Genomic DNA, 24,918 nt, shown 5'->3' on the forward strand with positions numbered 1-24,918 from the left:
GCGGTGCAGAGGGCGCTGTCGGCGATGACGCGGGGCCAGGATAGGCGCGCGCGAGGGAGCGGCCGTGTCCCCCTTCAGGGTCAACACTGGGGGCTCCGGGCGCGGTGTCCCCGGACCGCTCACGCGGAGCGGGCCGCAGTGCGGCGGTCCGCCTGCTCACTCCGGAGCGGGCCGCAGTGCGGCGGTCCGCCTGCTCACTCCAGAGCGGGCAGGACCACCGCGCGGACCGCCTCTGAGAACCGGGCGTAGCCGGCCTCGTCGAAGTGCAGGCCGTCGTCGACGAAGAGGGAGGGGTCGACCGCGCCGTCGGAGGTGACGAGCGCGTCGGCGGTGGGGACGAAGGTGACGCGGTCGTCCGTCTCGGCGTAGGCGCTGACCGCGGTGTTCGCGGCGCGGACCTCGGCGCCGACGGAGGCGCGGGCGGGCGTCTCCGCGATCTCGACGTAGAACAGCTCGGCGTCGGGGGCGACCTCCTCGACGCGCTGGAGGTACTCGACGACCGAGTCGGCGGTCTGCGCGCCGGTCCGCGAGCCCTCCTCGCCACTGATGTCGTTCGCTCCCACGTACACGATCACGGCGCGGGGATCGAAGGGGGCGACCATGCGGTCCAGCCACGCGAGGTGGTCGGCGACCGTTGTGCCGCCGATCCCGATGTTGTAGGTCTCGAGCGGGCGCAGGTCCTCCTTGGAGGTCGTCCAGCGGCCGATCGTGGAGCTGCCTGTGAGGACGATGCTGTGCTGCGGGAACCCGGCGGCGAAGCGCTTCTCGAGACCGGCGACGCGCTCGGCCATGTCGACGGAGGAGGTCGGTCCGGGCTCGGGGGAGCCCGCGGCCGGGGCGCCCGCGCCCCCGCCCCAGGAGGCGAGCGAGAGGGCGATGCCTGCGCCGGCGAGGATCAGCGCGAGCACCAGCAGCGCGACCAGGAGGCGGAGGCGGATGCGGCGGGGGCCGGGCGCGGAGCCGGAGGTCGTCGCTCGAGTCATGGCTCGATCTTCGGGCATCGGCGGGCGCGCGTCGTGCACGAGGAGGCCGGCCGAGGATCGGAGCACCCGATGGCCGTCTCCGCGTCACCGGATCGCCGAGATCGGATCCGTCCAGAACGTCACAGAGGATGCACAGCCGTGCCACACTTGCACATCGCCATCGTCATCGTCGCCGCCGGCCGACTTCCGATGGACGATCACGACGAGGACTCATGGCACGCGCACGCATCACCTGGGTGGACACGGCGAAGGGCATCGCGATCATCCTGGTCGCCCTGGCCCACTCCGTGCAGTGGACCACGACCGCCGGGATCGCCCCCGACTCGTGGAACGACATCAACCTGCTCCTCATCACCTTCCGGATGCCACTGTTCTTCCTCGCCTCGGGGCTGTTCGCCGGTTCGGTGCTCACCCGGTCGTGGTCGGAGCTCTGGCGCTCGCGGCTGAGCCTGCTGGTCTGGGCCTTCCTGCTCTGGTCTGTGGTGCGGTTCCTCTTCTTCCTGGTGGTGCCCAACCCGGGCGGTACCGACGAGTCCGACCCGCTGGCGCTGCTCCTCCAGCCGGTGATGCCGCACAACGGGCTCTGGTTCCTCTACGCCCTCACGATCTTCTTCGTGGCCGCCAAGCTCGCGCAGGGCCGGATCGACTGGCGAGTGCAGATCGGCATCGCGACTGCGATCGCCGTGGTCTGGTACGCCGTCCGCTCCAGCACCTCCGAGGGCACCGGGAACATCGCCTGGGACGGCATGGCCCGCTACCTGATGTTCTTCCTGCTCGGCCTGTACCTGCGGAACGCGGTGATCGCGTTCGTGGAGCGCCGCGGGATCGTCAGCGGACTCGGCTTCGGCGTGCTCTTCCTCGTGCTCGCCGGCGTGATCCTCGCCGCCCGCGTCCGCTTCCCGCTGCTGACGATCGGGCTGGTCGTGGTGAGCGTGCTGGCGGTCCTCGCCGGGCTCGTGGTCGCCCGCTTCCTCTCGAACCGGCGCGGCGCGGGCTGGATCACCTTCATCGGTCGCAACACGCTCCCGGTGTACGTGGTGCACGTCCTCTTCGTCTCGCTCGCCACGAGCGCCCTGCTGCTCTTCCAGGGACAGCGCTGGCTCGACGTCATCGGGCCGGTCGTGCCGCTCCTGGTCTGCGGGTCCGGCGTCGCGGCGGCGCTGGGCTACTGGCGCCTCACGCGCGATCTGCCCGTCCTGAAGTACGGCTTCCAGGCGCCCGCCTGGTTCTCCGGCTCCCGCTCGCGCATCGACGCGGGCTGACCGCGGGTCGCCCACCGGCGGCGCCTCCACACGGGCCTCCTCGAGCGCCTGCTGCGGGTGTGTCCGTCGCCGACGGCGCGCCCTGAACGGATTCCCACCGCCGATCTCGCGGATGTGCGCCTGAGAATCCACTGAAGGTGCGTGAGACGATCCCTCAGCGGGTCGCCGACCGCCCGATCGCTCGGCGTCGAGAAATCGGCGGCAGCACGTCCGACGGAGGCGAGCCCTGCTCGGCAGTCGCCGCACGGAAGACTCCCTCGACGTCGAGAGGGTCCGTCTCGACGTCGAGCGACCGGTCGGTGGGAGTGCTCGGCGGGGCTCCCGGGGCCACCCCGGAAAGGGGGTCGCCAGGAGCTCGTGGAAGGCCGCACATCCGCCCCAGTACTGGGATCGGAGGCCGTCGGACCTCTCCCGCCGACCTACTCTCGGAGCTGTGAACGAACTCCTGGATCCGCTCCTGCTGTCGAGATGGCAGTTCGGTCTGACGACGATCTACCACTTCCTGTTCGTGCCGCTCACGATCGGCATGGCGCTCACCGTCGCGATCTTCCAGACCTGCTGGGTGCGCACCGGGAAGGTGCACTACCTGCAGCTGACGAAGTTCTTCGGGAAGCTCTTCCTGATCAACTTCGCGATGGGCGTCGTGACGGGGATCGTCCAGGAGTTCCAGTTCGGGATGAACTGGAGCGACTACTCCCGCTTCGTCGGCGACGTCTTCGGGGCGCCCCTCGCGTTCGAGGGCCTGCTCGCCTTCTTCCTCGAGGCCACCTTCATCGGCCTCTGGATCTTCGGCTGGGACAAGCTCCCCGAGAAGCTGCACCTGGCCACCATCTGGCTGACCACGCTGGGCACCACGCTCTCGGCCTACTTCATCATCGCGGCGAACGCGTTCATGCAGAACCCGGTCGGCTTCCGCATCAACGAGACCAAGGGCCGTGCGGAGCTCACCGACATCTGGGCGCTCCTGACCAACAAGGTCGCGCTCGCCGCCTTCCCGCACACGATCTTCGCCTGCTTCATGGTCTCCGCGGCCGTGATCATCAGCGTCGCGGCCTACCACCTCTCGCGGAACCAGCACCTCGAGACCATGCGTCCGGCCCTGAGATTCGGCGCCTGGATGATGCTCGTCAGCGGCGGCCTGACCCTGTTCACCGGAGACTCGCTCGGCCTGGCGATGGTCGACACGCAGCCGATGAAGATGGCGGCCGCGGAGGCGCTCTACCGGACCTCCACGGGCGTCGACGCCTCCTTCTCCGTCTTCACCTGGGGAACGCCGGACGGTTCGAGCGAGCTGTTCTCGATCCGCATCCCCTACCTGCTCTCGTTCCTCTCGACGCACACCTTCACCGGCACGGTCGAGGGCATCGACGACCTCCAGGCGCAGTACACCCGGGTCTACGGACCCGGCGACTACACGCCGATCATCTGGGTCACGTACTGGTCGTTCCGCTGGATGATGGCGCTCGGCGTCCTCGCCATCGGGGTCGCCGCGGCGGGTCTGTGGTTCACCCGGAAGGGCCGCGAGCCGAAGCAGTGGATGTGGAAGGTCGCGATCTGGGCCGCCCCGCTGCCCCTGATGGCGATGATCGTGGGCTGGGTCTTCACCGAGATGGGCCGCCAGCCGTGGCTCGTGTTCGGGCTGCTGAAGACCGCCGACGGAGTCTCGCCCGGAGTGAGCGGCGTCGAAGTCCTGATCTCGCTGCTCGCCTTCACCGCGATCTACGGCACTCTCGCCGTGGTCGAGTTCCGCCTGATCAAGCGGGCCGCGCAGGCCGGCCCCGACGACGCTCCCGAGGTCGACGAGGAGAGCGGTCGCCCGCAGCTCGTCGGCACCGTCTACTAGGAGGCACCTCCATGGATCTCGCCGTTATCTGGTTCTGGATCGTCGCGTTCTTCTTCATCGGCTACTTCGTCCTCGACGGGTTCGACTTCGGCGTCGGCATGTCGCTCCCCTTCCTCGGGCGCGACGACACCGACCGCCGCGTGCTGATCAACACGATCGGCCCGGTGTGGGACCTCAACGAGACGTGGGTGATCGTCGCCGGCGCCGCCCTGTTCGCCGCGTTCCCGGAGTGGTACGCCACGCTCTTCAGCGGGTTCTACCTGCCGCTGCTGCTCATCCTGCTCGCGCTGATCGCCCGCGGTGTCTCGTTCGAGTACCGGCACCAGCGTCCGGAGGCGCAGTGGAAGCGGCGCTTCGACACGATGATCGTCGTCGGCTCCGCGGTGCCCGCCTTCCTCTGGGGCGTGGCCTTCGCGAACATCGTGCAGGGCGTCCCGATGGACGCCGACCACAACTACATCGGCACCGTCCTGGACCTGCTGAACCCCTACGCGCTCCTGGGCGGAGCGACGACCCTCCTGCTCTTCTTCACGCACGGAGTCGTCTTCGTCGCGCTGAAGACGGAGGGGGAGATCCGCGAGCGGGCGCGCCGCCTGGCGACCCGCGCGGGGCTGCTCACCGTGGTCGTCGCCGCGGTCTTCCTGGCCTGGACCAACCTCGGCCAGGGGAGCACCGCCTCCTGGGCGCTCTCGGCGGGGGCGGCCGCCACCCTCGTCGGCGGCTGGCTCGCCCTCACGCGGGGCCGGGAGGGACGCGCCTTCGCGCTGCTGGCCGGCACCACAGCGCTGGCCGTGCTCGCCCTCTTCGCGACGCTGTTCCCCGCGGTGATGCCCGCCTCGAACGTCCCCGCCTACGGGCTGACGATCGAGAACGCCTCCAGCACGCCCTATACGCTGACCGTCATGAGCTGGACCGCGCTGGTGTTCGTGCCGCTCATCGTCGGCTACCAGGCCTGGACCTACTGGATCTTCCGCAAGCGCATCAGCCGCGCGCACATCCCGGTCGACGCCCACTGACGTGAAGCCCCTCGATCCGCGCCTGCTCCGCTACGCCCGGGCGGCCCGCGTGTTCCTCCTGCTCGGCGGGGCGCTCGCGCTGGCCAGGACTCTCGCGATCGTCGCCTTCGCGTGGCTGGTGGCGCAGCTGGTGGCCGGTGCGGTGGACGCGAGGAGCGCCGACGACCTCGCGCCGCTGCTGGCCGCCCTGCTCGCGGTCGTCGCGGTGCGGGCGGGTCTCGCCTGGGCGACCGAGGTGAACGCGGTGCGCCACGGAGCAGGAGCGAAGGCCCAGCTGCGGCAGGCGGTCCTCGCCGCGCTGGTCGAGCTCGGCCCGGCGGGCCGCTCCGAGGGCGGCTCGGGCGGGGTCGTCGCGCTGCTGGGCGGCGGTCTGGACGCCCTCGACGGCTACTTCGCCCGCTACCTCCCGCAGCTGATCGCCACCGCGGTGGCGACGCCGCTCCTGACGCTCGTGGTCTTCCTCGCCGATCCGCTCAGCGCGCTGTTCCTGGTGGTGACCCTGCCGCTCATCCCGGTCTTCATGGTGCTGATCGGCTGGGCGACGCAGGCCGTGCAGGCGCGGCAGTGGGAGCGGCTGCAGGCCCTCGCGTCCGGCTTCGTCGACACCGTCGGCGGCCTCGCGACCCTTAAGATCTTCGGGCGGGCCGAGCGGCAGGCGACGCGGATCCGCGCGCTGACCGAGGACTACCGCGTGCACACGATGAAGGTGCTGCGGGTGACCTTCGTCAGCGGTTTCGTGCTCGAGCTCGCCGGCTCGCTCTCGGTCGCACTGGTCGCCGTCTCGATCGGGCTGCGGCTCGTCGACGGCTCGCTGGGGCTGGCCGTCGGGCTGTTCGTCCTGGTGCTGGCGCCCGACGTGTTCCTGCCGGTGCGCCAGGTCGGTGCCGAGTTCCACGCGGCGGCCGACGGGGTGCAGGCGGCGGACCGCGCCTTCGCCGTCCTCGAGCGCGCGGCGGCCCTGCCCCCTCGCGGGAAGGCCCCGGCGGCGAGGGGGGCGCTCGAGCTGCGGGGACTCGCGGTCGACGACGGACGCGGGCGGACGCTCGCTCCTGTCGACGCGGTGCTCCCCGTCGGATCGATCACCGTGGTGACCGGGCCCAGCGGATCCGGGAAGTCGACGCTGCTCGCCGCTCTCGCGGGCTTCGTGCCCTTCTCGGGCACGCTGCTGCTCGGCGGGTCGCCGGTCGCGGATCTGCGGTCGACGCTCGCCTGGGCGGGCCAGCGGCCCGACCTGCTCGCGGGGAGCGTCGCGTCCGCGGTCGGGCTCGGAGCGCTCTCGCCGGACCCCGAGCGCGTGCGGCGGGCCCTGGCGATCGCCGCGGCCGACGTCGACCCCGAGCGCCGGCTCGACGCCGAGGGGACAGGCCTCTCGGGCGGGCAGAGCGCCCGTGTCGCCGTCGCCCGCGCCGTGCACCGCCTGCTCGAGCGCGAGTGCGCCGTGCTGGCCCTGGACGAGCCGACCGCCGCCCTCGACGAGGAGTCGGAGCGGGCCGTGCTCGCCGGGCTCAGGACCCTGGCGGAGAGCGGGACGATCGTGATCATCGCCAGCCACCGGCCCGCGACCGTCGCGGCGGCCGACGCCGTGATCCCCCTGGCGCCGTCGGGGGTGGTCGCGAGGTGAACCGCTCCGACGTCCTCCGCGCCGCGATGCCCGGGCCGCGCCGCTTCCTGCCGGGCCTGTCGTTCGGGCTGCTCTCCTCCGCCTCCGTCGTGGCGCTGCTGGCCTGCTCGGCCTGGCTGATCGTCCGCGCGGCCGAGCAGCCGCCGATCCTGTTCCTCTCGATGGCCGTCGTGGGCGTGCGGGCCTTCGCACTGGCGCGGGCCTTCTTCCGCTACCTCGAGCGGCTGACCGGCCACGACGCCGCCTTCCGCGCGCTCGCAGAGCTCCGGGCGGGCGTCTACGGGCGCCTGGTGCCGGTCGCGCCGGACGGGCTGGGCCGCGTGCGCCGCGGCGATCTGATCTCACGGGTGGTGTCGGACGTCGACGCCCAGCAGGACGTGCCGCTTCGCGTCGTGCAGCCGCTGATCGTCGCGGCGCTGGTCGCGACGGTCTCCGTGGTCGGCGTCTGGCTGCTGCTGCCGGCGATGGGCGCCGTGCTGCTGGCGCTGCTCGTCCTCGCCTTCGCCGGCGGGGCGCTGGGCGCCGGCCGGCTCTCCGCGCAGGCGGACCGCGAGCTGGCGCCGCTGCGCGGGGAGCTCGCCGAGCGCCTGAACCTGCTGGTCACCCGCCTCGACGTGCTCATCGCCTTCGATGCGGCCGGTGACGCTCTGGCGGACGTCGCGCGCGCGGAGGAGTCGCTCGCCCGGGCGGCGCGACGACGGGCCGCGTCCGCCGGACTGGCCGCGGCCGTCCTCGCCCTCTGCTCGGGCGGTGCGGTCTGGGCGGGCCTCACGCTGGGGATCCCGGCGATCGGCGACCTCGGCGGTCCGGCCCTCGGAGTCGTCGCGCTCGTGCCGCTCGCGGTCTTCGAGGTCGCCGCCGCCGCGCCGCTCGCCGTGCAGGCGGCGCGCACCGCGCTCTCGAGCGCTCAGCGCCTGGCCGATCTGGACGCGGAGGCGGCGTCGCCGGCGCTCGCGACCGATGCGGAGGTGGACCCGCACGCGCCGGCCCCCCGGGGTGCCGGCATCGTCCTGCGCGACCTGTCGGTGAACTGGCCCGGTGCGCACTCGCCGGCGCTCAGCGGCGTCTCGCTCGACCTGCTGGAGGGTTCCCGCGTGCTCGTCACCGGCGGCAGCGGCTCCGGGAAGACCACGCTCGCGCACGCTCTGGTGCGCTTCCTCGACCACACCGGCAGCTACGTGCTGGGCGGAGTCGAGGCGCGCACGCTGCCGCAGGCGGAAGTGCGGAAGCGGGTCGGGCTCGTGGAGCAGCAGCCGTACCTCTTCGACGACACGATCCGGCAGAACCTCCTCTTCGCGCGGCCCGAGGCCGCCGACGCCGTGCTCGAGGCGGTGCTGGAGCGGGTCGGGCTCGGGCCCTGGGCCGCTGCGCGGGGCGGTCTCGACGCGCGGGTGGGGGAGCGGGGCACGCTCGTCTCGGGCGGCCAGGCGCAGCGGATCGCGCTCGCGCGCGCACTCCTGGCCGACTTCCGCGTGCTGGTGCTGGACGAGCCGACGGCGTCGGTGGACGCTCCCGTGGCCGATGCGCTGCTCGCGGATCTGCTCCGCGCCGCCGAGGGGCGGACGGTGGTCCTGATCGCGCACCGCGTCGATCCCGGCCTGGTGTTCGACACGCGGATCCGGGTGGCGGACGGCACGGCGATCCAGGAGCACGGGGCCGCCTGAGCGGGGGTCCGGCTCCGCGAGGGCGATCGGGTCGAGGGGCCCTCAGCCGCGGTCCGACCGGGCTGGCGCCCGCGCCAGGGAGGCCGCGCGCGCCAGGCGCCCGCCCTCCGCCTCCCAGCGGTCGAGTACCGCGTCCGCCCGGGTCCGCGCCGCACCGCGCAGCCCGGCCAGGAGCGGAGCGACGACGTCGCGGGCCAGCGGGTCGCTCAGCTCGTCCACGCGGGAGTCGCGGACGAAGCCCTCGAGCCGGGTGAGGTCGGAGCCTCGCAGCCACTCGGCCCGCGACTGCAGCAGCACGACGGCCGCCAGCCGCGGCTCGAACACCGCCGTCTCCCAGAGCTCGGAGGAGAGGGCGGTCACGTCGTCGTGCTCGAGCGAGCGGAACTTCCTCAGCGCGTCGCGGACGGTGCCGCGGACCGCCCCGACGGAGGCTCCCGTCGAGTCCAGCCCCGCGCCCAGGCGCTCGCGCACGTCCTGCGCGCGCCAGACGTCGCCCTCGTACTCCAGGGCCGAGCGGATGAAGTCGCCGGGGTCGCTCACCCCTCCATCATGCGTCGCGCGTCAGCCCCGGCTGGCCCAGACGGCCCGTCCGAGGCCGTCGTACTCGACGAGGCGGCCGTCGTTCTGCAGCACCAGGCGGTAGGGCAGGGCGACGCCGCTCTGGCCGATGCCGAACGAGATCCTCGGGAACCGCAGCCAGAGGATCCGGGAGTCGGCCACGTCGAGCCGGCCCTCGGAGCTCATCGAGAAGGCGGCACCGGAGGCGGAGGAGGTGTTCGTCGCCCAGTCCGCGCCGTTCGGCCCGTAGACGACGAAGTTGCCGTCGCGCTGCATCTCGGCCCGCCACTGCCCGCTCGCCGAGGTCAGCCGCGAGCCCGCGACGACGAGGCCGCTCGGGGAGAGCGAGTCGCGCACGACGAGCGCAGCACTGCTCCAGAGGACGCCGAAGTCGTCCGCGATCCGGAGATCGCCCTCGCGGAGGACCATCGTGGCGCCCGGCTCGCCGGACGTGTCCGAGGCCCACAGGGGTGCGCCGTCCGCGGCGTAGACCACGGCGTTCCCGTCGTCCTGCATCCGGAGGACGTTGCCCCGGCCGCGGGTGCCGCTCGCCCAGAGAGCTCCGCCCTGCCCGTAGACGACGAGGTTGCCGTCCGCCTGCATCACCGCCGTGGTGCCTCCCTGGGTGGCGAGCCGGTTTCCCGCGTAGAGGGTGCTCCCGCGGCGGAGGGTGTCGGTGCGCGGCTCGTCGATCCGCCCGCCGATGCTGCTGGCCCAGGCGGCCGAGCCGCTGCGGCGGTAGATCACGAGATTGCCGTCGTCCTGCATCCGCAGCTCGCCGCCCGGGTCGGCCACCGTGCCGCTCGCCCAGACGGGGCGCCCGTCCGCGGCGTACACGACGAGGTTGCCGTCGTCCTGCATCCGCAGGCTGTCGCCGCGCCCCTGCGTGCCCGACGCCCAGGTGGGACGGCCGCCGGCGGCGTAGACCACGGCGTTGCCGTCGTTCTGCATCACGAGGGAGGAGGCGCCGTCGGGGGACACCAGGCGCTCGCCGCGCGCGAGCTGCTCGCCGGCGCGGAGGACCGCGGCGGAGGCGACGGCGGAGGGCGCCGAGGGCGGGACCTCGAGCGCGGAGGCGGACAGCGACCCCAGCAGGAGGGCGCCTGTGGCGGCGATCGCCGCGAGGGAGACGGCCAGGGAGCGGCCGGAGGGGAGGTGCGTCATCGCAGGGGTCCTGTCGAGGAGGGCGGCGGGGTCGGGGGGATCGTCCCACGGCGGGGGAGACCACGACGCCCCCCGGTCCGGGGACCAGGGGGCGTCGTGGCGGACGGGCGTCAGCCGCGGCTGGCCCAGACCGCGCGGCGGCTGTCGTACTCGACGAGGTTGCCGTCGTCCTGCATGACGAGCTTGTACGGGCCGACCGACGCGGCGGGCGGGACGACCGACCATCCGCTCGTCGTCTCGGTGCCCACGGCGATCTGCCCGCTGGTGTCGATGGCGAAGAAGCCGCCGGCGCGGGTGGTCTTCGACGCCCAGATCGGGCCGTTCTTGCCGTAGACGACGAAGTTGCCGTCCGCCTGCATCACCGCCCGGTAGACGCCGTTCGCGGAGCGGAGGAAGCTGCCCGCCTCGAGCGAGTTCGCCGCGTAGAGCGTGGTCGAGGGGAAGGCGGCCTGGCTGGTCCAGATCACGTCGTCGGACGAGTTCACGATGATCAGCGAGCCGGCGTTGTTGATGCCCAGGCGGAGGTCCTTGCCGCGCGTGCCCGAGAACCACTTGACGGAGCCGTCGGAGCCGTAGATGACGGCGTTGCCGTCCTTCTGCATGGTGATGCGGTTGCCGGAGCCGCCGGTGCCGGTGCCCCAGACGGCGCCCTGGGGGCCGTAGCCGACGAAGTTGCCGTCGTTCTGCATGACGGCGCTGAAGCGGCCGTCGGCGGAGGTGAGCTGGTGGACGGGGCGGAGGGTCTGCTCCGTGAACAGCGTGTCGGTCACCGGCTCGGCGATGACGCGGCGGACGCTGCTCGCCCAGGCGGGCGAGCCGTTCTCGCGGTAGACGACGAGGTTGCCGTCGGGCTGCATGATCACGGAGGCGCCCGCCTCGTTGATCGTGTTGGTGCTCCACACGGGGCCGCCCTTGGCGGAGTAGACGACCATGTTGCCGTCGGTCTGCATCACCAGGTGGTCGCCGCGGCCCTGGGTGTTCGTGGCGAACGTGGGGCGGCCCTGCGGGTCGTAGACCACGGCGTTGCCGTCGGTCTGCATCCGGAACGAGTAGCCGTTCGTGCCCGAGACGATCCGCTGGCCGGCGGCCAGCTCCTCACCGCCGACGAGGGCGTTGTAGTAGCTGACGGCCGCGCGGGCGGTCTGCTGGGCGGCCTCGGGCGACTCGCTCGCGGGGGCGAGGCCGGCCGGCGCCTCCTCGGAGGAGGAGAGGGGCTTCTGCGGGTTCTCCGCGGCGAGCGCCGGTCCGTCCACCCAGGCGGTCGCCAGCCGCAGACCGTGCAGGGCGTTGGCCGTCCAGACCTCGCGACCTTCCAGCGACTCCGGCTCGGCCGGGGCCTCGATCACGTCCACACCGAGCGCGCCGGCGAGCACCGAGACCGTGCGGGCCGTCACGCTGCGCACGCGGGTGCTCGTCGCCGGGGGCACGACCAGCGCGTCGCCCAGCCACCACAGGATCGCGCTGCTCGCTCCGTCGATGACGGCGCCCTGGGCGTCGAGCAGCACGGCCTCGTCCGCTCCCGCGGCCAGCGCGCGCGTGCGCAGCAGGGCCAGACGCGCGATGTCCGGGCCCTTCCAGGAGGGGGTCCGGCGCGGATCCACGGGGCTCGTCCACAGCACCACGGAGCGGGTCGTCGACGGGGCGGGTCGCAGCCGGAGCCGCAGGGCGCCTCCCGAGAGCTCGACGCGCGGGAAGGAGCGGCCCTCGCGGGGGAGGGCGGCGATCGCGGCGTCGAGGAACGTCTCGACGTCCGGGTGCCCGCCCGCCGAGGCGACGGAGGCGGAGAAGCGCTCGCGGTGCAGGTCGAGCCCGCGGACCCGTCCCTCGTCGACCAGCCAGGAGTCGGCCGCGTCCAGGGAGGCGCCGGGCGGCTCGGGAACGCTCGCCAGGGCCCGCCCGTCCCACTCCCGAACCTGCTCGCCGTCCACGACCGCCTACGCTAGCCCAGTGGTCTCGGAGGATCGGCACGTCCGCTCGATCGAGCTGCCCTGGGTCGATCCGGAGCTCGTGCACCACGCCCTGTTCGCCACGGCCGAGGCGTCGTTCTGGCTCGACTCGGGCGTCGGAGCGACGAGCGGCCGCTCCTATCTCGGGGCGTGCGCCCGGGAGGACGTGCTCCTCGTCGGAGCCGGCGGCGACGTGGCGGCGGCGCTCGCCGCGGTCGACGACGAGGCCGCCGCGGGCGACCGCGCGCTCGGCCGCTACGGCTGGATCTCCTACGAGGCGGGAGCCGCCTCCGTGTCCCTGCCGACGGCGCCGACCGGCCCCGGGGATCCGCCCGCCCTCGCCCTGCTCCGGGGCGACCCCGTGCTCGAGTTCGACCACGGGGCCCGGACCGTCCGCCTGGTCGCCACGGGAGACGCGCAGGAGCTCGCCGCCCGCGTGCTCGACCTCGTCGGCGCGCCCGCACCCGCGGATCCCGCGGATCCCGAGCCCGCCGGCGTCCCGGTCCGCCGTCACTCCGCCGCCGAGTACACGGCCCTGATCGGCCGCTGCCAGGAGGCCATCCGCGCGGGCGACGCCTACCAGCTCTGCCTCACCGACGAGATCGTCGTCGAGGGCCGGTTCGATCCGGTCGAGGCGTACCGTCGCCTCCGCCGCTCCAGCCCGAGCCATCACGGCGGGCTGATCCGCCTCGGCCCGCTCGCGCTCGTCAGCGCCTCGCCGGAGCGGTTCCTCACCGGCGGCGCCGACGGACGCGTCGCCACGCATCCGATCAAGGGGACGCGCCCCCGGGGCCGGGACGCCGACGAGGACCGAGCGCTCCGGGACGAGCTCGTCTCGAGTGTGAAGGAGCGGGCCGAGAACGTGATGATCGTGGACCTCGTCCGCAACGACCTCGCCCGGATCGCCGCCCCCGGCTCCGTCGTCGTCGACCGCCTGCTCGAGGTGGAGAGCTACCCGCACGTCCACCAGCTGGTCAGCGAGGTCTCGGCACGCCGGGCGCCCGGCGTGGGGATCGCCGAGCTCGTCGCGGCCCTCTTCCCGGCCGGCTCGATGACGGGAGCGCCCAAGCGCCGGGCCGTGGAGCTGCTGCGCGAGTGGGAGGGCGGCCCCCGCGGCGTCTACTCCGGCGCCTTCGGCCGCCTGGGCTCGGACGGGTCGCTGGACCTCGCGATGACGATCCGCACCCTCGTGCTCGACGGCGAGCGCGCCCGCCTCGGGACCGGCGGCGGCATCACCGCGCTCTCGGTGCCGGAGGAGGAGGTCGAGGAGACGCGGCTGAAGGCGCGGGCGCTCCTCGCGGTGCTGGGCGCCGCCGAGGAGTGAGCGGGCGCCGCGTTCGTCTGCCGTGCGCGCCGGGCCAGTAGGGTTGATGGTCGAACGCAGCCGCCCACGCGTGTGCGTTCTCCCCCTCCTTCAGAAGTGAGAAGCACCTGTGGCAGAAGACACCTCCCGGCAGACCGGCGCGAGCGACGAGGAGCGCTACGACTTCCGAGCGCTCCAGGAGAAGTGGCTCCCGATCTGGGAGGAGACGCGCCCGTTCGCGACGGACGACCCCGACGACAAGCGCCCCCGCAAGTACGTGCTCGACATGTTCCCGTACCCCTCGGGCGACCTGCACATGGGCCACGCCGAGGCGTACGCGCTCGGCGACGTCATCGCGCGCTACTGGCGCCAGCAGGGCTTCAACGTCCTCCACCCGATCGGCTGGGACAGCTTCGGCCTGCCCGCCGAGAACGCCGCGATCAAGCGCGGACTGAACCCGGTCACCTGGACCTACGACAACATCGAGCAGCAGAAGCGCTCGATGAAGCGCTACGCCGCGTCCTTCGACTGGGACCGCGTGCTGCACACCTCCGACCCCGAGTACTACAAGTGGAACCAGTGGCTGTTCCTCAAGATGTACGAGAAGGGCCTCGCCTACCGCAAGGACAGCTGGGTCAACTGGGACCCGGTGGATCAGACGGTCCTGGCGAACGAGCAGGTCCTGGCGGACGGCACCTCCGAGCGCTCCGGCGCGGTCGTGGTCAAGAAGAAGCTCACGCAGTGGTACTTCAAGATCACCGATTACGCCGACCGCCTCCTCGACGACCTGAACCAGCTCGAGGGCTCCTGGCCGTCGAAGGTCATCGCCATGCAGCGCAACTGGATCGGCCGCTCCATCGGCGCCGACGTCGAGTTCGAGATCGAGGGCCGCGACGAGCGCGTCACCGTCTTCACGACGCGACCCGACACGCTCTACGGGGCGACCTTCATGGTCGTCGCGCCCGACTCCGACCTCGCCTCCGAGCTGGTCGAGGGCTCTGAGCCCGCGATCCGCGACGCGTTCCGCAGCTACCTCGAGACGGTGCAGAAGTCGAGCGAGATCGAGCGCCTGACCGCCGACCGCCCCAAGACCGGCGTGTTCCTCGGCCGCTACGCGGTGAACCCCGTGAACGGCGAGCGGCTGCCGATCTGGGCCGCCGACTACGTCCTCTCCGACTACGGCCACGGGGCCGTCATGGCCGTGCCCGCGCACGACCAGCGCGACCTCGACTTCGCCCGCGCGTTCGACCTGCCCGTGCGAGTGGTCGTCGACACCACCGCCTCGGTCACCGGCGCGATCCCGGTCATCCCGGAGGACCCGGAGGAGCTGGCCGCGCTCGAGAAGGAGTACTCGCTCGACCCGGCCACGACCGGCGAGGCGCTGACCGGCGACGGCCGCCTGATCAACTCCGGGCCGCTCGACGGGCTGTCCAAGCGCACCGCCATCGAGCGCGTCATCAGGATGCTCGAGGAGCGCGGCCGCGGCCGCTCGGCCAAGAACTACCGCCTGCGCGACTGGCTGATCTCGCGGCAGCGCTACTGGGGCACCCCCATCCCGATCATCCACGGAGCCGACGGCGAGCTCGTGCCGGTGCCCGAGGACCAGCTGCCCGTCGTCCTGCCCTCCACCGACGGCCTCGACCTGCAGCCGAAGGGCTCGTCGCCGCTCGGGGCGGCGGAGGACTGGGTGAACGTGCCTCACCCGGTGGACGGCTCGCCCGCGCGCCGCGACCCGGACACGATGGACACCTTCGTCGACTCCTCGTGGTACTTCCTCCGCTTCCTCTCGCCGAAGGACGACACGCAGGCCTTCGATCCGAAGCTCGCCGAGAAGTGGGCGCCCGTCGACCAGTACGTCGGAGGCGTGACGCACGCGATCCTGCACCTGCTGTACGCGCGCTTCATCACCAAGGTGCTGTTCGACCTGGGCTACGTGTCGTTCACGGAGCCGTTCACGGCGCTGCTCAACCAGGGCATGGTGCAGATGGACGGCGCGGCGATGTCGAAGTCGAAGGGCAACATCGTCCGCCTGTCGGACCAGCTGGACGAGTTCGGCGTCGACGCGGTGCGCCTGACGATGGCGTTCGCCGGCCCGCCGGAGGACGACATCGACTGGGCCGACGTCTCGCCCGGCGGCAGCGCGAAGTTCCTGGCCCGCGCCTGGCGCCTGGCGAAGGACGTCACCTCGAAGCCCGACGTCGAGTGGAGGACGGGTGACGCGGCTCTGCGCCGTCAGACCCACCGCTTCCTCGCGGAGTCCCCGTCGCTGATCGAGGCGTTCAAGTTCAACGTCGTGGTCGCGCGGCTGATGGAGCTCGTCAACGCGACCCGCAAGGTCGTCGACTCGGGCGCCGGAGCCGGGGACCCCGCGGTCCGCGAGGCGGTCGAGGTGGTCGCGATGGCGCTCAACCTGTTCGCGCCGTACACGGCCGAGGACATGTGGCACCGCCTGGGCTACGAGGGCACCGTCGCGCACGCGCTGTGGCGCAAGGCCGACCCGTCGCTCCTGGTGGAGGAGAAGGTCACGGCGATCCTGCAGGTCGACGGCAAGGTCCGCGACCGGCTCGAGGTCTCGCCGAAGATCTCCTCCGACGAGCTCGAGGAGAAGGCGCGGGCCACGGCCGGCGTCGCGCGGGCTCTCGTCGGCCGCGAGGTCGTGAAGGCCATCGTGCGGGCGCCGCGCCTGGTGAACCTGGTGACGAAGGCGGTCTAGCCGCTGATCCGTCCCGACGGGGCTCCTCCTCTCGTGGGAGGGGCCCCGTCGTGCGCTCAGCGCCGGTGCTGCCCTCTCCTCCACAGGGAGGCGATCCTGCGGGCTCTCCCCGGATCGGTGTCGGCTGCCGCTCCGGACCTCGACGCGGGTCCTACCGTCGGCGGATGCCAGAGACCACGGACGACGAGCAGCTGACAGCGCTGCTGCGCCCCCGGCGCGCCCGCCCGCGCTGGCGGGTGGGGGTGGGAGCGGCGGTCGTGCTCGTGATCGGCGCCGCGGTCGTCGCGGTGCTGCTCGCGGGAGCGCGGTCGAGCGGTCACGAGCGGGTCCTGGAGCCCGCCGTGGCGACGAGCGCGCCCGCTGCCGCGGCGGCCGAGTCGCTGTACGTGCACGTGGCCGGCGAGGTCGCCTCCCCGGGGCTGTACGTCCTGTCGCCCGAGGCGCGGGTGGCGGACGCGGTCGCCGCCGCCGGAGGGTTCCAGGAGTCGGCGGAGCGCGCGGCGGTCAACCTGGCCCGGAGGCTCGTCGACGGCGAGCAGATCGTCGTGCCGGCCGTGGGAGCGGCGCCGGCCGCGGCGGGAGCGGCTCCGAGCGGATCCGCTCCGGGAGGAGCCTCCGCGGCCGGATCCGTGCTGAGCCTGAGCACGGCGACGGCCGCCCAGCTGGAGGAGCTGCCCGAGATCGGCCCGGCGACCGCGAAGAAGATCGTCGCCCACCGGGAGGCGAACGGCCCGTTCTCCTCCGTCGACCAGCTGCTCGAGGTCCCCGGGATCGGCGAGAAGACGCTCGCGGCGTTCCGCGACCAGGTCGCGCCGTGAGGAGCGTGCGGGCGGTGGACCTGCGGCTCCTGCCGGCGGCGGTGGCCGCGTGGACCACGGCGTGGGCGGCCGGGATGCTGCCGGTCGCGGCGGTGCTCGACGGGGGCCTCGTGTGGTGCGCCGCGGGCTGGATGCTCCTCGGGGCGGCGTGCGTCCTGCTCCGGCGCGTGCTCGGCGGACAGCTGATCGGAGCGGTGCTCGTCGCGGGCGCGGGTGCCGCCCTCGCCCTCACCTCCGTGGTCGCCGTGGCAGCCGGTGACCACCCCGCGTCGCTGCGGGAGGCCCAGGAGGACCGCGCCCTCACCCCGGTCACCGTCCGCGTCGACACGGGTGCCCGTCCGCTCGCCACCGGAGGTGTGTGGTTCGAGGCGACGGCGCTGCGGGTGGGGGACGCGTCGACCGCGGCCCCCGTCCGTGTGCTGCTCGCCGATCCCGGCGGCCGGCTGCCGGTGGGCGCCGAGCTCGACCTGCAGGCGCGCGCCGGGGTGAAGGAGGCGCCTGTCGGCGAGGCGACGATGCTGAGGGCGGCGTCCGTCCTGGACCGGCGCGGTCCCGGGGGAGCGGCGGCCGTCGCGGAAGTGCTGCGCTCGCGCTTCCTCGAGCGCGCGGCGGTGGTCGGCGGCGACGTCGCGGGGCTGCTTCCGGGCCTCGCGACCGGCGACACGTCCGCGCTCGATGCGGGACTCGAGGAGGCGATGCGCACCGCGTCGCTCACCCACCTGACCGCCGTGTCCGGCGCCAACTGCGCCGTGGTGGTGGTCGCCGGCTGGACGATCGCGGCGCTCCTCGGCGCCGGGCGCCGCCTCCGGACCGTCGCCGCCCTCGCCCTGCTCGCCGCCTTCGTCGTGCTGGTGACCCCCGAGCCGAGCGTGGTGCGGGCCGCAGTGATGGCGACGGTGGTCCTCCTCGCGCGGCTCGGGCGGCGCTCCGGAGCGGCGGTGCCCGCCCTGCTCGCGACCGTCGTCCTGCTCGTGGCCGCCGACCCCTCGATCGCGGGGAGGCTCGGCTTCGTGCTGTCCGTCCTCGCCACCGCCGGACTCCTGCTGCTCGCCGAGCCGATCGCGGGCGCCCTCGGCCGAGTGCTGCCCCGGCCTCTCGCCCTGGTGCTCGCGGTGCCGACCGCGGCGCAGCTCGCCTGCCAGCCCGTGCTGCTGCTCGTTGACCCGTCGGTGCCGGTGTACGGAGTGCTCGCCAACCTGCTCGCCGAGCCCGCGGCACCCGCCGCGACCGGGCTCGGGCTCATCGGCTGCCTGCTCGCTCCGTGGTGGCCCGGAGCCGCCGACGCGGCGATCCGTCTCGCCGCCGTCCCCGCCTGGTGGATCGCCTCGATCGCCCGCGCCGTCGACGCGTGGCCCGCCCCGAGGATCGCCTGGTGGCCGGGAGTGGGAGGAGCGCTCGCACTCACCGTCCTGACCCTGCTCGCCCTCGTGCTGGTCACGCAGTCGCCGCGGCTCGCGCGCGTGCGCCGGATCGCCGCCGTCGGTCTGGCGTGCGCGATCGCGGCCGCCGGCGGCACCACCGTCGCCACGCCGCTCCTCCGCGCGGCCTCGGTGCCCGAGGACTGGCGCGTCGCGATGTGCGACGTCGGGCAGGGCGACGCGGTCCTCCTCCGTGGAGACGCGGGGGTGCTGCTCGTCGACACGGGGCCCGAGCCCGCCCCGCTCGACGCCTGCCTCCGCCTGATGGGAGTGGACCGGATCCCGCTGCTGGTGCTCACGCACTACGACCTCGACCACGTCGGCGGGCTCCAGGCCGTCCTCGGACGGACCGACGCCGCGCTCGTCGGACCCGCCGCGAGCCTGGACGACGAGCGCGACCGGGCGGCGCTCACCGGCGCGGGGGTCGCACTGCAGGAGGCGGTCCGCGGCGACAGCGGCTCTCTCGGCTCCCTGCGCTGGCGGGTCGAGTGGCCGGAGCGCCGGAGCGCGCTGCGGGGGAACGAGGCGAGCGTGACCCTCCGTGTCGACATCGGCCCGGACGCCCGCGGCGGCCCCCTCTCCGTCGCGCTGCTGGGGGATCTCGGCGAGCAGGAGCAGGGGCGCGTCTCCCGGCTGCCGGTCGGCCGGGTCGACGTGGTCAAGGTCGCGCACCACGGCTCCGCCGACCAGTCGCCCGCGCTCTACGAGGCGCTCGGCGCGGGCCTCGGACTGATCTCCGTCGGAGCGGAGAACGACTACGGGCATCCGAATCCGTCGCTCCTCGCCCTCCTGGCCGAGCGCGGGGTCGAGGCGCTGAGGTCGGATGTCGAGGGTACGGTCGTGCTCGCGTCCCGCAGCGACGGGATCGCGGTCTGGTCGAGCGGCGCGACGGCGCCCGCGGCCGCCTCGGGGCGCCGTGAGCGGGCCGTAGGGTGGAGGGCGCTCGGACGGGCGCGGCACGGAAGGACACGGCATGGCAGGCAGGGCCCCGGCGCGCGCGAAGGCAGCGCCCTCGAAGGCGGCGATCCCGCAGCTCGCCTGGAACCAGACCCGGCCGGCGCCGATCGTGCTGATCACCGGCCCGGAGCAGTTCCTGGCCGACCGCGCGCTGCGCTTCCTCCGCGAGTTCCTCCGCGCCGAGGATCCGAGTCTCGAGGTCAGCGACATCGATGCCGGCGGCTACGCGCCGGGGGAGCTGCTGACCCTCGCGAGCCCGTCCCTCTTCGACGAGCCCCGCCTCATCCGCGTCTCGAACGTCGAGAAGTGCTCGGACGCGTTCCTCCTCGAGACCCTCGACTACCTCTCGGCGCCCGCGGACGGGGCGACCCTGGTGCTCCGCCACGGCGGCGGCAACCGGGGCAAGAAGCTCCTCGACGCGATCCGCTCGGGCACGGGCGGCGGCATCGAGATCGTCTGCGCCGAGCTCAAGCGCGAGAGCGACAAGGTCGACTTCGCGATCGCCGAGTTCCGAACGGCGGGCCGCACGGCGACCACCGGCGCCGTCCGCGCTCTGGTGTCGGCGTTCTCCGACGACCTCGACGAGCTCGCGTCGGCGTGCCAGCAGCTGCTGTCCGACGTCACCGGCGAGATCACCGAGGCGACCGTCGCCAAGTACTACGGCGGCCGTGTCGAGACGACGGCCTTCACCGTCGCCGACTCCGCGATCGCGGGCCGTCACGGCGAAGCGCTGCTCGGGCTCCGCCACGCCCTCGCCTCCGGCGCCGATCCGGTCCCGATCGTCGCCGCGTTCGCGAGCAAGCTCCGCACGATGGCGAAGGTCGCCGGCTCGCGCGAGGGCTCGGGCCAGGTCGCCTCGCGTCTGGGCCTCGCTCCGTGGCAGGTGGACCGGGCCCGGCGCGACCTGCAGGGCTGGACCGGCGAGGGCCTCGGCACCGCGATCCTGACGGTCGCCGACGCCGACGCCAACGTGAAGGGCGCCACCCGCGACCCCGTCTACGCCCTCGAGCGCATGGTCTCCGTCGTCTCCGCCCGGGGCCTCTGACCCGCCTCGGAGCCCTGCTCTCACGATCCGCTCACGGGATCGCCCCGTCGCCGGTGGGTCTCGATACGCCACTGCGCGGCTACTCGACCAGCAAGGAGTGGCTGAGCGATCGGCAGGGGAGCCGCTGTGGCGATCTGTTCGGCGTTGGTGGGTCTCGATACGCCGCTGCGCGGCTACTCGACCAGCGAGGGGTCGGAGGGTCACCGGCGATCCGCATGCGAGCGGATCGTCGTACCCGGAACGCAGGACGCTCCTCCCACCGCGACCATCCCTGGTAGCCGACCGCGCGACGGCCGACGAGGAACGAGGAGGCCGTCGACCGCGAAGCGGAAACGACGAAGGGCCCGGCCAGAGGCCGGACCCTTCGTCGTTGCAGCTTCGCGCAGTACTACAGCGCGGCGACCTGCTTCGCGATGGCCGACTTGCGGTTCGCGGCCTGGTTCTTGTGGATGACGCCCTTGCTGGCGGCCTTGTCGAGCTTCTTGGCGGCGAAGGCGAGGGCGGTGCCGGCCTTCGCGGTGTCGCCGGCAGCGACGGCGGTGTGGACCGAGCGGATGGCGGTCTTCAGCTCGCTCTTGACGGCCTTGTTGCGCTCGTTCGCCTTCTTGTTGGTGAGGTTGCGCTTGATCTGCGACTTGATGTTTGCCACGTGGATTACCTTCTTCTCGGATGTGCGTGTGTGCAGCCGGCTACTCGACGGAGTGCCCCTTCCGCGGGCGTCTGAACGCCCTGCGGTGCGACTGGAGGTCGCCGGCTTCTGATCACTCCACGCCTGCCGGGTGTCCGGAGGGGGAGCGCAAGCCAACAAGGAACTTTAGCGCACCCGTCGTCACCCTTCAAGCGCGCCGCGCCCGCGGGTGCACCACCGCCCGTGTCGGGGCCGCCGGTACGACACGCCGGGGGAGGCGCACCGCCGTGGCGTCTCGCGGCCCGGGCTCGCCGGTAACGTGACGCCGGTGCCCCGTCTCGCCGATCACCTCTCCGCGGTGCCGCCCTCGGGCATCCGCCACCTGTTCGAGATAGCGCTGCGGCTCGACGGAGTCACCCTCCTCGCGGTGGGCGAGCCCGATGTGCCGACCGCGCCGCACATCATCGAGGCGGCACGGGCGGCGTGGGCGGCCGACGACACCCGCTACGGGCCCAACGGCGGGGTCCCCGAGCTCCGGCGCGCCATCGTGGAGAAGCTGGCGCGCGACAACGGCATCGAGGCGGACGTCGAGCAGGTCTGGGTGACCGTCGGCGCCACGCAGGCGCTGCACCAGGCGATGACGCTCCTGCTCGGACCCGGCGACGAGGTGCTCATCCCCGACCCGGGCTACACCGTCTTCACGACCAACGCGCGGACCATCGGCGCCGTGCCCGTGCCGTACACGCTGCGCGCCGAGAACGCCTTCCTCCCCGATCCCGACGAGGTCGAGCGCCTGATCACCGACCGGACCCGCGTCCTGATCGTCAACAGCCCGTCCAACCCGCTCGGCGTGGTGTTCCCGAGGGAGGTCCTCGAGCGCCTGCTCGACATCGCCCGGCGCCACGACCTGTGGGTGCTCAGCGACGAGGTCTACGAGTACTTCACCTACGGGCGCCCGCACGTGAGCCTCGCGGCGATCGCCCAGGAGCGCGGGGACGACGCCGACCGCGTCCTCAGCGTCTTCTCCTTCTCGAAGACGTACGCGATGACCGGCGTCCGCGTCGGCTACCTCGTGACGCCTCCGGGCTTCACGTCGATCATGGTCACGGTGCAGGAGGCGGCGATCAGCTGCGTCGCCACTCCGGACCAGCGCGCCGCCCTCGCCGCTCTGACCGGGCCGCAGGACGCGGTGGCCTCCGCCTCCGACCACTACCTCGCCAACCTGCGGCTCGCGACGGGCGTGCTCGACGAGCGGGGGATCGCCTACCGCGAGCCCGAGGGCGCGTTCTACCTGTGGATCGACATGGCGCACGCGACCGGCGGGGACGTCGCCTCGTGGGTCGAGTCCTTCCTCCTCGGGACCCTCGTCGCCGTCGCGCCCGGCAGCGCCTTCGGCCGCACCGGCGAGGGCTGGATCCGCGTCTGCCTCGCCGCCGATCCCGCCGCGCTCGAGCACGGGCTCCGCGCCCTTCCGGCCCCGGTGCGCGGATGAGCGCCGCCGAGGTGCTGGTCCGGCGCGTCCGGGCGGAGGAGTACGACGAGGTCTCGCGCCTCCGGCTCGCCGCCTACGCCCACGACTACGAGCTGGGGGAGGAGTACGCCGCCGACGTCGCCGCGGTCGCCCGGCACGACGTCGAGGGCGAGGTCTGGGTCGCCGTCGAGGGCGACGGGCGGATCCTCGCCACCGTCACCACGGCGCGCCCGGGCGCGAACCTCTACGAGCTCGGCCGGCCCGGCGAGCTGGACTGGCGACTGCTCGCCGTCGCCCCGGAGGCCCGCGGGCGGGGCCTCGGGCGGCTGCTCACCGAGTTCGTCGTGATGCTCGCCGTCGAGCGGGGCCTCCAGCGGGTCGTGATGAACAGCGGCACGCTGATGACCACCGCGCACGCCCTCTACGAGAGCATGGGCTTCGTCCGTCTCGGCGAGCGCGAGAACCCGCCCGGGGTCGAGCCCACCCGCACCTACGGACTCGATCTCTAGCGGCCGGTCCCGGCCCCCGCCGCCGGGCATGGGACACTGGTCCCACGATGTCTCCACGTGCACACACCGGGCTCGAGCCCGCCGCGACCGATCCGGCGTCCATCCGCAACTTCTGCATCATCGCCCACATCGACCACGGCAAGTCCACCCTCGCCGACCGGATGCTCGGCATCACGGGTGTCGTCGAGGACCGGGCGATGCGCGCGCAGTACCTCGATCGCATGGACATCGAGCGCGAGCGCGGCATCACGATCAAATCGCAGGCCGTGCGGATGCCGTGGGAGCGCGACGGGCGCACGTTCGCCCTGAACATGATCGACACTCCGGGCCACGTCGACTTCTCCTACGAGGTGAGCCGCTCGCTGGCGGCGTGCGAGGGCGCGATCCTCCTGGTCGACGCGGCGCAGGGCATCGAGGCCCAGACGCTCGCGAACCTCTACCTCGCGCTCGAGAACGACCTCACGATCATCCCGGTCCTGAACAAGATCGACCTGCCGGCCGCCGACCCCGAGAAGTACGCGAAGGAGCTCGCGAGCCTCATCGGCGGCGACCCGGACGACGTCCTCCGCGTCTCCGGCAAGACCGGCATGGGCGTCGAGGCACTGCTCGACCGCGTGACCGAGCTCATCCCGCCGCCCGTCGGCGACCTCTCCGCCCCTGCGCGCGCCATGATCTTCGACTCCGTGTACGACGCCTACCGCGGCGTCGTCACCTACGTCCGCATGATCGACGGCAAGCTCTCGCCGCGCGAGAAGATCCAGATGATGTCGACCCGCGCCACTCACGAGATCCTCGAGATCGGCGTGTCGAGCCCCGAGCCCGTCGCGACGCAGGGTCTCGCGGTCGGCGAGGTGGGCTACCTGATCACCGGTGTGAAGGACGTCCGCCAGTCGAAGGTCGGCGACACCGTCACCACCGCGTCCAAGCCCGCGACGCAGGCGCTGCCCGGCTACACCGAGCCGCTCCCGATGGTCTTCTCGGGCCTGTACCCGATCGACGGCAGCGACTACCCGGACCTGCGCGAGGCCCTCGACAAGCTCAAGCTCTCGGACGCGGCGCTCGTGTACGAGCCCGAGACGTCGGTGGCGCTCGGCTTCGGCTTCCGCTGCGGCTTCCTCGGCCTCCTGCACCTCGAGATCATCACCGAGCGCCTGCAGCGCGAGTTCGGTCTCGACCTCATCACCACGGCGCCCTCGGTCATCTACGAGGTCTCGACGGAGGACAAGAAGACCGTCACCGTCACGAACCCGAGCGAGTTCCCCGTCGGCAAGATCGCCGCCGTCACGGAGCCGATCGTCAAGGCCGCGATCCTCGCGCCGAAGGACTACGTCGGCACGATCATGGAGCTCTGCCAGAGCCGCCGAGGGACCCTGATCGGCATGGAGTACCTGGGCGAGGACCGGGTCGAGATCCGCTACCACATGCCCCTCGGCGAGATCGTCTTCGACTTCTTCGACAACCTCAAGTCGAAGACCGCCGGCTACGCCTCGCTCGACTACGAGCCCGCCGGCTCGCAGGAGGCGGACCTGGTGAAGGTCGACATCCTGCTGCAGGGCGAGCAGGTCGACGCGTTCAGCGCCATCGTGCACCGGGAGAAGGCCTACGCCTACGGCGTGCTGATGACGGGACGCCTGCGCAAGCTGATCCCGCGGCAGCAGTTCGAGGTGCCGATCCAGGCCGCCATCGGCGCCCGGATCATCGCCCGCGAGTCGATCAGCGCGATGCGCAAGGACGTCCTGGCCAAGTGCTACGGCGGCGACATCACCCGCAAGCGCAAGCTCCTCGAGAAGCAGAAGGAGGGCAAGAAGCGGATGAAGATGGTCGGCCGCGTCGAGGTCCCCCAGGAGGCGTTCATCGCCGCGCTCTCGGGCGACGTCGAGACCAAGGACAAGAAGTAGCGCGACCCCCGTCGAAGGCGTCCGTCCTCCCTCCCGGACGGGTGACACACCCCCCGTCCGGGATATCGTGTCCGCGGGGATTGCGGCGGCTCACAGCGGAC

At 72.9% G+C, this 24,918-nt stretch carries 17 protein-coding genes and 1 pseudogene; 13 read left to right on the forward strand and 5 right to left on the reverse strand.

Annotation, left to right across the window (positions count from 1 at the left end; genetic code table 11):
- Positions 1-194 precede the first annotated feature (194 nt).
- Positions 195-983, reverse strand: coding sequence for a GDSL-type esterase/lipase family protein (locus tag C5D08_RS07875; protein ID WP_181109954.1), 789 nt, complete (start codon positions 981-983; stop codon positions 195-197).
- Between the two features lie 212 nt (positions 984-1,195).
- On the opposite strand from C5D08_RS07875, the gene C5D08_RS07880 reads away from it, so the two are divergent.
- The 5 genes from C5D08_RS07880 to cydC all read left to right on the forward strand — a co-directional run bounded on the left by C5D08_RS07880 (position 1,196) and on the right by cydC (position 8,389).
- Positions 1,196-2,245, forward strand: a complete 1,050-nt coding sequence (locus C5D08_RS07880; RefSeq protein ID WP_181109956.1) for an acyltransferase family protein — start codon at positions 1,196-1,198, stop codon at positions 2,243-2,245.
- Between the two features lie 433 nt (positions 2,246-2,678).
- Complete coding sequence (locus C5D08_RS07885) at positions 2,679-4,088, forward strand: cytochrome ubiquinol oxidase subunit I (RefSeq protein WP_104276557.1); 1,410 nt, start codon at positions 2,679-2,681, stop codon at positions 4,086-4,088.
- A gap of 11 nt (positions 4,089-4,099) precedes the next feature.
- On the forward strand, positions 4,100-5,104 hold the full coding sequence (gene cydB, locus C5D08_RS07890) for a cytochrome d ubiquinol oxidase subunit II (protein WP_104276558.1): 1,005 nt from the start codon (positions 4,100-4,102) through the stop codon (positions 5,102-5,104).
- 1 nt (position 5,105) lies between these two features.
- Positions 5,106-6,725 carry a thiol reductant ABC exporter subunit CydD gene (cydD, locus tag C5D08_RS07895; RefSeq protein WP_104276559.1) on the forward strand — a complete coding sequence of 540 codons (1,620 nt, stop codon included), beginning with the start codon at positions 5,106-5,108 and terminating at the stop codon, positions 6,723-6,725.
- Complete coding sequence (gene cydC, locus C5D08_RS07900) at positions 6,722-8,389, forward strand: thiol reductant ABC exporter subunit CydC (protein WP_104276560.1); 1,668 nt, start codon at positions 6,722-6,724, stop codon at positions 8,387-8,389. Before cydD ends, cydC begins: the two co-directional genes overlap by 4 nt.
- A 42-nt stretch (positions 8,390-8,431) precedes the next feature.
- On the opposite strand, the gene C5D08_RS07905 is transcribed toward cydC, so the two are convergent.
- The 3 genes from C5D08_RS07905 to C5D08_RS17195 all read right to left on the reverse strand — a co-directional run bounded on the left by C5D08_RS07905 (position 8,432) and on the right by C5D08_RS17195 (position 12,039).
- Entirely contained in the window at positions 8,432-8,929 is a 498-nt protein-coding gene (locus C5D08_RS07905) for a DNA alkylation repair protein (RefSeq protein ID WP_104276561.1), read from the reverse strand.
- A gap of 21 nt (positions 8,930-8,950) precedes the next feature.
- A complete protein-coding gene (locus C5D08_RS07910; RefSeq protein ID WP_104281521.1) occupies positions 8,951-10,111 on the reverse strand; it encodes a hypothetical protein in 1,161 nt (386 codons plus the stop codon).
- A 110-nt stretch (positions 10,112-10,221) separates the two neighbouring features.
- Entirely contained in the window at positions 10,222-12,039 is a 1,818-nt protein-coding gene (locus C5D08_RS17195; protein ID WP_104276562.1) for an aminotransferase class IV, read from the reverse strand.
- Between the two features lie 19 nt (positions 12,040-12,058).
- Here C5D08_RS17195 and C5D08_RS07920 point away from each other — a divergent pair, with 19 nt between their 5' ends.
- The 5 genes and pseudogenes from C5D08_RS07920 to holA all read left to right on the forward strand — a co-directional run bounded on the left by C5D08_RS07920 (position 12,059) and on the right by holA (position 20,311).
- Positions 12,059-13,381: an anthranilate synthase component I family protein gene (locus tag C5D08_RS07920; RefSeq protein ID WP_104276563.1), complete on the forward strand. Its 1,323-nt coding sequence runs from the start codon at positions 12,059-12,061 to the stop codon at positions 13,379-13,381.
- Positions 13,382-13,490: 109 nt separating this feature from the next.
- Entirely contained in the window at positions 13,491-16,073 is a 2,583-nt protein-coding gene (gene leuS, locus C5D08_RS07925; protein ID WP_104276564.1) for a leucine--tRNA ligase, read from the forward strand.
- Positions 16,074-16,237: 164 nt separating this feature from the next.
- A complete protein-coding gene (locus tag C5D08_RS07930; RefSeq protein ID WP_104276565.1) occupies positions 16,238-16,891 on the forward strand; it encodes a ComEA family DNA-binding protein in 654 nt (217 codons plus the stop codon).
- A gap of 515 nt (positions 16,892-17,406) precedes the next feature.
- Positions 17,407-18,708, forward strand: a pseudogene (locus C5D08_RS17530) (ComEC/Rec2 family competence protein); the annotation flags it as partial.
- Between the two features lie 574 nt (positions 18,709-19,282).
- Complete coding sequence (holA, locus tag C5D08_RS07945) at positions 19,283-20,311, forward strand: DNA polymerase III subunit delta (RefSeq protein WP_104276566.1); 1,029 nt, start codon at positions 19,283-19,285, stop codon at positions 20,309-20,311.
- Between the two features lie 388 nt (positions 20,312-20,699).
- On the opposite strand, the gene rpsT is transcribed toward holA, so the two are convergent.
- Entirely contained in the window at positions 20,700-20,960 is a 261-nt protein-coding gene (gene rpsT, locus C5D08_RS07950; RefSeq protein WP_104276567.1) for a 30S ribosomal protein S20, read from the reverse strand.
- A 307-nt stretch (positions 20,961-21,267) separates the two neighbouring features.
- Between rpsT and C5D08_RS07955 the strand changes: the two genes are divergently transcribed.
- Genes C5D08_RS07955 through lepA form a run of 3 tightly spaced genes read left to right on the forward strand, consistent with a single transcriptional unit; the run spans position 21,268 to position 24,817 of the window.
- A complete protein-coding gene (locus tag C5D08_RS07955) occupies positions 21,268-22,431 on the forward strand; it encodes a pyridoxal phosphate-dependent aminotransferase (RefSeq protein WP_104276568.1) in 1,164 nt (387 codons plus the stop codon).
- Complete coding sequence (locus tag C5D08_RS07960; RefSeq protein ID WP_104276569.1) at positions 22,428-22,919, forward strand: GNAT family N-acetyltransferase; 492 nt, start codon at positions 22,428-22,430, stop codon at positions 22,917-22,919. Before C5D08_RS07955 ends, C5D08_RS07960 begins: the two co-directional genes overlap by 4 nt.
- Positions 22,920-22,966: 47 nt before the next feature.
- Positions 22,967-24,817 carry a translation elongation factor 4 gene (lepA, locus tag C5D08_RS07965; RefSeq protein ID WP_104276570.1) on the forward strand — a complete coding sequence of 617 codons (1,851 nt, stop codon included), beginning with the start codon at positions 22,967-22,969 and terminating at the stop codon, positions 24,815-24,817.
- Positions 24,818-24,918 lie beyond the last annotated feature (101 nt).

Source organism: Rathayibacter sp. AY1B6 (assembly GCF_002932755.1).
In the GTDB taxonomy this organism is placed as follows: Bacteria; Actinomycetota; Actinomycetes; order Actinomycetales; family Microbacteriaceae; genus Rathayibacter.